Raw genomic sequence first — 12081 nt, forward strand, 5'->3', positions numbered from 1 at the left:
AATATAAAGGTTTCTTAAATGAAGGAGTAGTTATGCTCGTGTCTTGTATCCAATTGAATCCACAAACAGATTTAAAAGAAAATGTAAGTATTGCCTTAAAATATATTTCAGAAGCATCAAATAAGGGTGCTGAAATTATAGTACTTCCAGAAATGTTTACTTATATGGGTGATGAATCTTTAAGACATAAAACAAAAAATAAAATAGGAGAAGGTGTTTTTAAAGAATTACAAAATGCAGCAAAAGAAAATAAAGTTATTTTAGTATGCGGCAGTCACTCTGAAGAAATTAATAATAATCCAAATAAAGTATTTAATTCTTGTGTAACTTTTGATAAAAATGGAGAAATGATTTCCATATATAGAAAGCTACATTTATTTAACTTAATCGATAAAAATGGAAAAGCACTTTATTGCGAAAGCAATTCTTTTGAATATGGAAAATCCCCTGAAGGTTATTTATTTGAAACAAGAGATGGAAGTTGGAATGCTTTAAATATAATTTGTTATGATTTAAGATTTCCTGAAATAATTCGTAATAATGACAAGATGAAAACAACTCCTTTTGACATTATTTTTGTAACGGCAGCATTTACTTGGCAAACAGGAAAAGATCATTGGGAAATATTGTTACGTGCCCGCGCTATTGAAAATCAATGTTATGTGGTAGCTTGTAATCAAACAGGTGAGTTTTTGAATGGTCAAAAAAGAAATTACGGTAACAGTATGATTATTGATCCATGGGGAAATATTGTTGCAAAACTTGGTGAAGAAGTTGGAATATTACAAGCAGAAATTAACAAAGAAAATGTAATTGAATCAAGAAATAGGTTACCTGCTTTAGCTGATAGGAAAATTTATTAGAAAATGGCATTTCCATTAAACAAAAAAATAACAATGTGGATTTTATCTTCCGTTATTTTTATGGAAATGCTAGATTCAACTATTATAAATACAGCCATTCCTGAAATTGCAAAAACGTTTCAAACACAACCCATAAATTTAAAATTAGCTATAACTAGTTATCTTATTAGTTTAGCTATATTTATTCCTATAAGTGGATGGGCTGCTGATAAATATGGTACAAAAAAAATTTTTACTCTCTCTATTTTAATATTTACTATAAGCTCTGTATTTTGTGGGTTATCTAATTCACTTTATGAAATTGCTTTTTTTAGAGCATTACAAGGTTTTGGAGGAGCATTAATGACTCCTGTTGCAAGACTCATTATGGTAAGAGTTTTTCCTGTAAATGAGCTTGTTATTGCTACAATGTATATATTTCTCCCTGCAAGAATTGGAACCATTCTTGGCCCCTTAATTGGGGGAGTTATTTCATCATATACAACTTGGCGATGGATATTTTTCATTAATATCCCAATAGGAATAATCTGTTTATTTTTTGCAAGTAAATATATTGAAAATGAGGTTATAAATTCAAATTCAAAGTTAGATTATAAAGGATTTATTTTAATTGGAACATCATTATCCTGTCTGGCTTTATTTTTAGAGTTTATAGGTGAAAAAATAATACCAAATAATATATTATATTTTATTTTTGGAGTTGGAGTTATAAGTTTGATATTATTTATTTTACATAGTTTAAAAATAAAAGATAAATCTATATTAAATTTACAGTTATTTAAGCTTAGAACATTTAGAATTGGTACATTATCAAATGTAATTGCATTTATTTCAACAGGAGGGATTCCGTTATTGCTTCCTTTATTATTTCAATTACAATTTAAATTATCACCTTTAGTCTCTGGCTTACTTATTGCACCAATGGCAGTGGGAGCTATGTTTATGAGGGGAATAGCACCAAAATTTATTAATAAATTTGGATTTAAAAAAGTAATTACATATACTCCTATTGGTATTTTTGTTTCCTTAATAATGCTTTCATATATAAATATAAATAGTAGTTATTCATATATTATTATTTCATGCTTTTTACTAGGTTTTTTTTCAATCTCACTCATGTCTAGCAATGGAACATTAATATATGTTGATGTTCCTAAAATAAACTCCTCTAATGCAACAAGCTTAGATAGTACAATTAGGCAGTTTTCTTCTGGAATATCTATTGCTTTTTCGACACTTTTACTTACTTATTTTTTAAATTTTACAAATAATCATATTTATTCAGATAATGCAATAAATGCATTTAGATATACTTTTATTACTTTAGCAGGAATTATTTTAATCGAGTTTTTTATAAGTTCAGGATTAGCAAAAAATGATGGAGAGAAGGCATCTAAAGGTTTATCATAATATAAAATCTATTAGCTTAATCTTTAATTGAAAGAAAAAATCATGAATTTTCCAGTAAATAAAAAAATAATTATGTGGATATTATCTTCTGTTTTATTCATGGAAATGATGGATTCCACAATTATAAACACGGCAATTCCAGAAATTGCAAAATCATTTCAAACTTATCCTGTTAATTTAAAATTAGCTGTAACAAGTTACTTAATCAGTTTAGCCATATTTATTCCTATAAGCGGTTGGGCTGCGGATACTTATGGAACAAAAACAGTATTTTCAACAGCCATTATTATTTTTACAATCAGTTCTATTTTTTGTGGATTTTCAAACTCACTTATTGAGCTTTCCATATTTCGAGCTCTTCAAGGTTTTGGAGGAGCCATGATGACTCCCGTAGCTCGACTTATTATGGTCAGAGTTTTTCCACCAAGCGAACTAGTAAAAGCTACTATGTACATTTTTTTACCTGCACTATTAGGTCCCGTTCTTGGGCCTTTAATTGGAGGTTTAATAACAACATATACAAATTGGAGATGGATATTTTTTATTAATATTCCAATTGGATTATGCGCCCTATATTTTACTCAAAAATATATTGAAAATGAAATTGCAGAACATAAAACAAAAGCAGACATTATAGGATTTTTATTAATTGGAACATCATTATCTTGTCTGGCACTTGCAATAGAATCTATAGGCGAAAGCATTATTCCCAGTTACATTATAAAAGTAATGTCATCGATTGGAATTATAACTTTTATTATGTTCATATTTCATGCAATTCAATATAAAGAAAATTCTATTTTAAATTTACAATTATTTAAGTATAGAACATTTAAAATTGGAGTGATTGGAAATATTATTGCTTATATTTCAACAGCTGGAGTTGCTTTTTTATTACCTTTAATGTTTCAAATTCAATTTGGTATGACACCATTAAAATCTGGTTTACTAATATCTCCAATGGCTATTGGTGCTATGGTAATGAGAGGGATTTCTCCTCAATTTATTAAAAAATTTGGATTTAAAAAAGTTATTTTTTTCGCGCCTATTGGAATTTTTTTCTCGTTGATTTCTATTGGATTTATAACAAGAGAAAGTTCTTATATTTATATTTGTATATGTTGTTTTTTTCTAGGATTTTTTAATATACTACTTATGTCAAGCAATGGACCTATGATTTATGTTGATATTCCTAAAAATAAATCTGCAAATGCAACAAGTCTCGATATTACAATTCGACAATTTTCCGCAGGACTTTCCGTAGGACTTGTTTCTTTTTTATTAATAACTTTTTTAGATAATTTAAAAACAAATATACATTCAGAAGAAGGAATAAAGTCGTTTCATTATACATTTTTTATTTTATCTGGAATTATCTTACTTCAAATTATTGCAAGCTTTGGCTTAAAAAAGAATGATGGCGAAGAAGCGTCCCGTGGAGCAAGTTAATTATTTTTTAAACATTTATTATACTAAAATAAATGCAAATTAAAGTCACTGATGCCATAATTAACCAAAGCACAATTCCCTGTATAAAAGGTTTTATACCAACATTTTTTAAAGCTTCTTTAGATAAATTTGCACCAATACAAAATAAAGTAAGAATTAAAGCATTTTCTGAAATATGTTTTATAAATAATCCAGGCGCTTTTGCCCAAGGAACCCATGTGGCTATGGCGGCAGCAGCTAAAAACCCTAATATAAACCAAGGTTTTTTTGCTTTAACACTGCTGTTTGAATTGCTTAATTTATTGGCTAATAAAAACCCAACGATTAAAGTAACAGGAACAATCCATAAAGCTCTGGCTAACTTTACAGTTGTACCTACTTCAAGGGCTTTTTCACCATATTGCATACTTGCACCAACTACAGAACTGGTATCATGAATAGATAAAGCGCTCCACAAACCAAATTGTTCTTGAGATAAATTGAAAATATGACCTAAAGCAGGAAAAATAAATAAAGCGCTCGCATTCAATAAAAATACAATAGCTAACGAAACAGAAATGGAATTTGAATCTGCTTTGATAGTTGGTGAAAGAGCTGCAATTGCACTGCCACCACATATTGCAGTTCCAAACGTAATTAAAATTGAAATATCTTTTTTATTATTGAGAATCTTTCCAATATATAATCCTATTAAAGCGGTTAATAAAATTCCAATAACAGTATATCCAATTCCAGAAAATCCAACTTTTGCTACTGTGATTAAATTCATTCCAAACCCCAATCCAATTATGGACCAGGTCAATAATTCGGAAGCAATAAATTTTGTTTTTTCAGGATATGGATTTCCAAAAATTAAGGACAACAAAATTCCTGAAATAACAGCTAAACCAGATGCCATCTTTGCGACTTGCTCATTAATATAAGGCAACAATATTAAAATAATGGCAACAAAAGGAAATAATATTTGCGACAATTTTTTATTAATAAAATTCATATTATTTTTTTCTATTTTTTGTTTATTTTTCATTTATAATCCTAGCAAAATTTAAAAAAAACAAAGCAATCCTATTTTGGATATATATCAAAGAAAATAAAATAGAAATCGATGCAAAGAGGAATCAGAATAATTACATAAAATATTGATATTATTTATTTTTTAATAAAAATCTCTTTTTTAAAAATTCCTGATAGAAAAAGTTGATTTTTTTTACTCCTTAAGTTACTAACCCCCTCACTGCGGATGTGGTGAAATTGGTAGACACGCACGTTTGAGGGGCGTGTGCGCAAGCATGGCGGTTCGAGTCCGCCCATCCGCACCATTCTTTATTTCTTTAAATTCCCAATCAAAACAACGAGAATTAAAATAGCCAAATTAGTAAATCTGATTTATGGATTATTAATTTAAGATATTTTAAAAAAATGGTATTTTATTGGAATGCTTATCTCAAACCTAAGCCTCCTTTCCTATTTTGGTGACATCGAATTGACAAACAACACCACTCAAAAACGAAAGCTTAAAATACTCAATTCTAAAAAACTGAGCATTTTTATTTTTTAATTTTAAGGTATTCCACATTATATCTATTACTGGTAAAAATCTATACGATGTTCTAAGGTCGAAAACTGTAAAATGCCATGTATGTCCCTAAAAGGATTTACAATGGAGCTATATTAAAAAAAGTTATTATTTGGAGTTATTAAAAAATGGGAGCTTGGGAATACGTATTAATCATAGCTATTGGAGTAGCTGTGGCAGCCCTTGCGTTTTTAGGCGTTCATACCATGAATATGCGAGCCTTGGCGCGAGAGCTGAAATTTAAGCACGAAGAGGCTGAAAAAAGATTGTCTGAAGCTAGGCTTCAAGCAGAAGAACTTGTAAAAAAGGCCCTTAGAGAAGCAAAAGAAGTCGCAATTAACGAAGGCCGCGACTTTGAGCGTCTTCAAAGAGAAAAGAACTTAGAAATTAAAAAAGTTGAAACCCGAATTCAAAAAAGAGAAGAGACCTTAGAAAAAAAAGCTCAACAATTAGATCAAAAAGAAAAAGATTTAAAACAAAAATTTGAAGCTATCGAAGTTGAAGAAAATAAAATTCAAGAAACTCTTAAAAAATCCTTTGAGACACTTGAAGAAAGTAAACTTAAACTTGAAACTGTAGCGCGTCTTTCCCAAGAAGAAGCAAGAGAACAGCTCAAAAAAGCAATAGAAGTTGAGGTTAGAAAATCGGCTAGCGCCGAAATTCGTTCCGCCGAAGAAGAAGCAAGAAAAATAGCTGATGAAAGAGCAAGAGGAATAATAGCCACTTCTATTCAACGAATTGCAAATGAATTTGTTACAGATGCCACTGTTTCTGTAATAAGTTTACCCACAGATGATATGAAGGGTCGTATTATTGGTAGAGAAGGTCGTAATATCAGGACAATTGAACAAGCAACGGGAGTTGACTTAATCATTGATGACACGCCTGAAGCTGTTATTATATCATGCTTTAACCCAATTCGTAGAGAAATTGCAAAAACCGCAATAGAACGTTTAGTTGCTGATGGTCGCATTCACCCTGCAAGAATTGAAGAAGTCGTTCAAAAAACAAGAAGCGAATTTGAGCAAATGATCCGAGAAGCCGGTGAACGTTCTTCATTTGATTGTGGTGTTACTGGACTACATCCTGAGGTTATTCAAGCTTTAGGTAAACTAAAATACCTAACAACAGGTGGCCAATCTGTTTTACAACACTCTATTGAAACAGCACAAATAGCTGGAATTATAGCCGCAGAACTAGATATTAACGTACGTCTTACAAAAAGAGCTGCTTTACTTCATGATATTGGCAAAAGTTTAGATGAAGAATCCGAAGGGAGTCATTCTCATGTTGGGGCTTTATTTTTACAAAAATATGGAGAATCCCCTGAAGTTATTGAAGCCGCAGCAAAACATCACAGCGAAAGTCTTCATGGAGTTAATCCCATTACCGTTGTTGTACAAACCGCCAATATGCTCAGTAACTTTAGACCAGGTGCAAGAAAAGAATTTCTTGAAAAAGCAATTGACAGGCTAAAAGACATGGAATCTACTGTAGAAGAGTTTGAAGGCGTTGAACAAGCGTTCGTTATTAAATCTGGTAGAGAAGTAAGAGCCATGGTATCTCCTACCGTTATGGATGACGAAGCTGTCACTTTACTTGCTAAATCTGTAGCAAAAAGATTACGTCACGACCTTCATCAAGCAAGCAACATTAAAGTAACTATGGTTAGAGAACAGCGAGCTACACATCTTGCAAAGTAAAATTTTATTAAATCATTTCACAGGTGAATTTTTCTACTCTTCATTTGAAAAAATTCTAAAACCAAAACAACAAAGTATAAAAATTTTAATGCTTGGCGATGTGCTAGGCAGAGGCGGAAGAAAAATTGTTAAAAAAATTCTTCCCGAATTAAAAAAAACAATTCCACTCGATTTCGTCACAATTAATGGAGAAAATCTTGCTGGAGGATTTGGTATTACCTCCAAAATTTATGAAGAAATGAAACAAGCAGGAGTCGATGCTTTCACAATGGGAAATCATTGGAAAGACAAAGCAGACGTTCACATCATTCGTAAAAATCACAAAGATCTCATTTTACCACAAAATTTAAATGGCATTAGCGATATAGATAAAGCACCTACTTTTTATCTTCCAGAAAGAAACAAAAATTTAAACATTATTAATTTAATGGGTAATTTTGCAATGAAAGAAGAATATAAAGATCCATTTGAATTTTTAACAAAAGAAAAAAATAATTTTGAAGACAAAGTAAAGTCGGGATCAAATATTGTCATTGCAGATATTCATGCCGAAGCAAGCTCTGAAAAACAAGCTATTGCATGGTATTACGATGGTATTTTAGCAGGTTTAATCGGAACTCATACTCATACACCTACAAGCGACGAACGTCTCACCGATAAGGGAACTGCTTTTTTAACGGATGTTGGTATGACAGGAGCCTATGACAGTGTCATAGGAATGGATAAACATAGAGTTATTACAAAATTTACGAATCCAAATATAAAACTTCCTCATGAAGTAGCTGAAAATGAACTTTGGTTTTGCGGATTTTTAATTGAAATATGTCCCAAATTAAATATTTCAATTGCTTGTCACCGCTTACAATGCAGAGGCATTGAAGAAGAAAATTGGATTGTTACAAGTATATCTAAAAATTTAAATTAATTTTATTCTCAAAAAATATGATATAATTATTAACCATTATATCATATAAATAATTTATTCTATACCAAAGGAAATTTATGTCTGCCTATTTTTCGTTATTTAAACATAAATTTATAACTTTATTATTAGTATTATTTTTAATAACTTCATGTCACTCCATCAATTCAAATAATGCAAATAATAACATAGATTATCTATATATATTTTATGACGCAGGAGAAACACTTTCATTGCTACCTGTGATCGAAAAAATGGAAAAAGAAAATTTAAAATATAAAATACTTTTATTAGGAAAAGGTTCTTTAAACGCAATTGAAAAATCAAATTTCACCAAAAATATTATTAATATCAATAAAAGCTGTAGCAATGATTTTATGATTGGAGAATCTACATCTCGCGAAAATAAAATGAATGAAAAAATTCTTCATGAAGTTACATCTTGTTATAATCCTAAAAAAGTAATTACAGGCTTAGTTAGCAGCTATCAAAGTCAAATAATAAATTATTACCATCATACATCTAAAGTAAAACTAATTGGATTTTACGATGGGTTTTCTTTACCTGATTTAAAAATAATAACACCTTTTAATAACAAATTAGACCAAATACTTGTTCCTTCAAATAATATTTATGATTTTTTAAATGAAAAAAATATAATGAAAGATAAAGTTAAAATAGTTGGACAACCTTCAATAGATAAATTTATTTTAGAATCTAAAAATACCGACATTCAAAAAGTTAAAAAAATATTAAATATTGATCCCGATAAAAATATTATAACATTTATTGGTGGATATGGAAAAGAATATGAAAGTGTATTTCAAGATTTTGTGCAGAAGTCTAGTTCTATTGAAAATTCTTTTTTTATTATTAGTATTCATCCTGCAGTTAATGGGAAATTTGAGACTGATATTATTAAAAAATTAAACTTAAAGAACTTTATCGTTATTAAGAATGAATTTCCTACAGTTTCTTTAGTTACTATTTCTAATTTAGTAATAAGCCAAAGATCGACAGTTGGTATTCAATCCTTATTTATAAATGTTCCATCTTTATATTTTGACATTGAAAATACTTCTTATACAAATATAGCAATTCAGCAGGGCTGGTCTCCTCAATTATTAATTAACAAAAATAATTTTCGTAATGAGATTGATAAAATTTTAAAAAAGAAAAATACAAAAATATTGCCCAAAAATATAGAAGAAATTATTCCTAAAAACTCAACTGAACATATTTATTCTTCATTACTCATTAAATAATGAGTTTTTTAAATTTAAATTAAAATAAAAAAATTAAAATTGACTTATAAAAAAAAGATGTTACGATTCATACTGAATCTTTATATAACTTTCGAATCCTTTAAAAAAATTTTTTATTTATTTAATTTCCTTTAAAAGGACTAAATATGCGCTTAAAAAATTCACTTTTTTCAATATTTTTTTTTCCAAGTTTTTCATATAGCATTGATCATAAAGATATTATTTTAAACGAAAATCCTCTTGTTCCATTTTTCAATGAGTATTTACAAAAAAATGATACAAAACTAAACAATGTGGATTTTATAAATATGTCATGCGCGTCAGAATTAATTTGTGTTGCTGTCTCATATTCTTTTGATAGTGAGTGCTTAATATACAATCTAGTTGCTAACTATAATGAAAATAAAAAAATAGAGTACATTGAATTAACATCAGAATACCCAAACGGGAGCTATATAAATTCTGAAATTATTCGTTTTACTAAACCAGACAAAAGAATAAAAAGAAACAATTATTTTAAACCATCCATTGATGGAAGCTGGCTTGCAAATGAGAGAGCTTTTTTATTAAGACATGCAAGAAATCAATTAAATAAAGAAAAAGCGGAAGAAAATAAAAAGAAAGAAATTTTAAATACAGACAAAAAGAAAGTTATTATTCAAGATATTATAAAAAAAGAAACAAAAGTTATAAATCAAGATGTTATTAAGAATGAAAAGAAAAAAGATACACAAACCTATTTTTTCAAACCATCCATAGATGGAAGTTGGCTTGCAAATGAAAGAGCTATTCTTCTCAGAGAATCCAGAAAACCTAGACCCCAAAATAACTAAAAATTAATTCACATTCATTTTACTATTTAAAGTATCTTTTTGTAACTTTAAAATTCTTTGCATACTCAAAGGATCATGGGTCGTACTGTCATAAAATTTACTCAAATCATTTTTCATTTTTGTTCTTGAATTTCCATCTAAATAAATCATATGACCAGATGGGTAAACATTTATTTCAATATTTTTTCTAATAATTGGCTCAATATCCATCCCAGCTAAATCTAAATTAGTTTGATTAAAAGGTGTTACAGAATCATAATAACCACTTGCTTGAAATAGTTTTAAATCAGGGTTTAAACTCATAGTAGCTGCTAAATCACCTGCTGTATAAAGCCCGCTTCCTCCTTTGTTTTCTCCAGTAGGATCAATGTGTGTATAATCCCAATTATTACTCACAGCTAAATTTAAATCTTGAAAAGCTGAAGTTGAAAAATATTTTAATTCACCATTTAAGTAAAAATTCCAAGCCGCAGTATAAGCTGCTTGAACATTAACAGTTGATGGATCTCTATCGAGATAATTTAAAATATTTTTAACAATTCCTGTGTAAATACCAGTTGCTCTACCATCATAAATACCTATCGCTTTTCCTTTATCTGCAAGCAATCTCCCTATCGCATAATCTGTAATATCAGAAAATGGAGCTTGATTATAAGGCAATACTGTTTGTGATTGAATGACAGAAGCATCCAATCCTGTGTAATTTGCAGTTTGTTGTGCAATTGAATTAGACATAACATTCATTTTATTTATAAGATCAGAAAGCTGTTTTGATAATGTTTTTTCTGCAGTTGTACCCATAGAAAGTACAGTAATAAGATCATTATAATTCGTATATTTTTTTAGCATATCGGAAAGTTCATTTTTAATAACAGGATCAGAATTATTTGTTAAAAGTTTATTAAATTGACTATAATTATTTATCCAGTTTTGAACCACAGGAGCATAAACATTTTTAGAATATGTTTTCATTTGTTCCATATACTGAGGAAGCGTTTGACTCGGAACACCAATTGTTTTTTTATGATACCAAGCATTTGCTGCAAGGGTTGGTAACATTCCTTCTGGCGCCCACCATTTACTATAATCTAAAATCGAAGAAATTAGAGTTATTCCATTCAAATCAATACCAGATTGATGTAAAAAGTATGATGTAACAGCACTTCTTGGCGTGCCGTATGATTCTCCCATTAAATATTTTGGTGAATTCCATCTTCCATTTTTGGTTAAGTAACGTTGAATAAATCCTGTGATTGACATGGCATCTTGGTCAACACCCCAAAAATCTTGATTTTTATTTGGAGCAATGGCAGTTGAGTATCCCGTACCAACAGGATTAATAAAAACAAGATCTGTTTTATCTAATAAACTATCAGGATTATCTTCTAAAGTATAAGGTGCTGGAGGAGTATAATCTGGTAAAGATGTTTTTATTCTTTTAGGAGAAAAAGATCCCAATAATAACCAAACAGCAGAAGATCCAGGTCCTCCATTGTATAAAAAAGTAACAGGACGAGTTTCAGCTTCTTTATTATTTGCAGTAAATGCAACATAAAATATTTTAGCATTTGGAAAAGAAGTATTTGGATTAATCGTAACCAAATGACCTGCAGTTGCTGTATAATTTATTTTTTTATTATTAATTATAATACTATTATAGCTTATAGCTTCACCTTCTGTTTTATCTGTGACGAAATCATATGGTCCACTTCCGTAAATTATGGGATCAAAAAATGGTTTTTCAACTTGATTCAACCCCGAATTTGCATTTTCTTGGTCTAGTAAAGAATTTTCATTCGATAATGAAGTATTTTTCACACTACTAGATTTACCGCAACTATTAATTGCGCCTAAAATTATAGAAATAGCAATCATTTTTTTACATAAATTTCCATAATTTTTTAAGATAAAATCCATTATATTATCCTTATTATTAAATTTTTTAAATTAAATCCTCAATTACGTAATTTAAAAAATATTACTCTTAAAAATAAAAAAAGGAAAATAGAAATTACATATTTTTATTATTAAGATTTTTTATATTAAAATTTTATTTTGTA

Annotated in this window: 9 protein-coding genes and 1 tRNA gene; 8 read left to right on the forward strand and 2 right to left on the reverse strand. The window is 29.1% G+C overall.

Annotated elements, in window-relative coordinates:
- The first annotated feature begins 32 nt into the window (after positions 1-32).
- The 3 genes from GCL60_RS06670 to GCL60_RS06680 are packed head-to-tail and all read left to right on the forward strand — an operon-like array spanning position 33 to position 3722.
- On the forward strand, positions 33-863 hold the full coding sequence (locus GCL60_RS06670; RefSeq protein ID WP_153419473.1) for a nitrilase-related carbon-nitrogen hydrolase: 831 nt from the start codon (positions 33-35) through the stop codon (positions 861-863).
- Between the two features lie 3 nt (positions 864-866).
- Entirely contained in the window at positions 867-2273 is a 1407-nt protein-coding gene (locus GCL60_RS06675) for a DHA2 family efflux MFS transporter permease subunit (RefSeq protein WP_153419475.1), read from the forward strand.
- A 42-nt stretch (positions 2274-2315) separates the two neighbouring features.
- Positions 2316-3722 (forward strand): DHA2 family efflux MFS transporter permease subunit, encoded by a 1407-nt coding sequence (locus GCL60_RS06680; RefSeq protein WP_153419477.1) that lies wholly within the window; start codon positions 2316-2318, stop codon positions 3720-3722.
- Positions 3723-3729: 7 nt separating this feature from the next.
- Here GCL60_RS06680 and GCL60_RS06685 read toward each other — a convergent pair whose 3' ends face one another.
- On the reverse strand, positions 3730-4749 hold the full coding sequence (locus GCL60_RS06685) for a YeiH family protein (RefSeq protein ID WP_202614003.1): 1020 nt from the start codon (positions 4747-4749) through the stop codon (positions 3730-3732).
- A 209-nt stretch (positions 4750-4958) separates the two neighbouring features.
- On the opposite strand from GCL60_RS06685, the gene GCL60_RS06690 reads away from it, so the two are divergent.
- The 5 genes from GCL60_RS06690 to GCL60_RS06710 all read left to right on the forward strand — a co-directional run bounded on the left by GCL60_RS06690 (position 4959) and on the right by GCL60_RS06710 (position 10021).
- Positions 4959-5041, forward strand: a tRNA-Leu gene (locus GCL60_RS06690).
- 385 nt (positions 5042-5426) lie between these two features.
- Entirely contained in the window at positions 5427-7001 is a 1575-nt protein-coding gene (gene rny / locus GCL60_RS06695) for a ribonuclease Y (protein ID WP_153419479.1), read from the forward strand.
- Positions 6991-7926 carry a TIGR00282 family metallophosphoesterase gene (locus GCL60_RS06700; protein ID WP_153419482.1) on the forward strand — a complete coding sequence of 312 codons (936 nt, stop codon included), beginning with the start codon at positions 6991-6993 and terminating at the stop codon, positions 7924-7926. Before rny ends, GCL60_RS06700 begins: the two co-directional genes overlap by 11 nt.
- A 77-nt stretch (positions 7927-8003) precedes the next feature.
- Entirely contained in the window at positions 8004-9188 is a 1185-nt protein-coding gene (locus GCL60_RS06705; protein WP_153419483.1) for a CDP-glycerol glycerophosphotransferase family protein, read from the forward strand.
- 146 nt (positions 9189-9334) lie between these two features.
- Positions 9335-10021, forward strand: coding sequence for a hypothetical protein (locus GCL60_RS06710; RefSeq protein ID WP_153419485.1), 687 nt, complete (start codon positions 9335-9337; stop codon positions 10019-10021).
- 3 nt (positions 10022-10024) lie between these two features.
- Here GCL60_RS06710 and GCL60_RS17355 read toward each other — a convergent pair whose 3' ends face one another.
- Positions 10025-11896 carry a S10 family peptidase gene (locus GCL60_RS17355; protein ID WP_419964830.1) on the reverse strand — a complete coding sequence of 624 codons (1872 nt, stop codon included), beginning with the start codon at positions 11894-11896 and terminating at the stop codon, positions 10025-10027.
- Positions 11897-12081 lie beyond the last annotated feature (185 nt).

This window comes from Silvanigrella paludirubra (assembly GCF_009208775.1).
Lineage (GTDB): Bacteria > Bdellovibrionota_B > Oligoflexia > Silvanigrellales > Silvanigrellaceae > Silvanigrella > Silvanigrella paludirubra.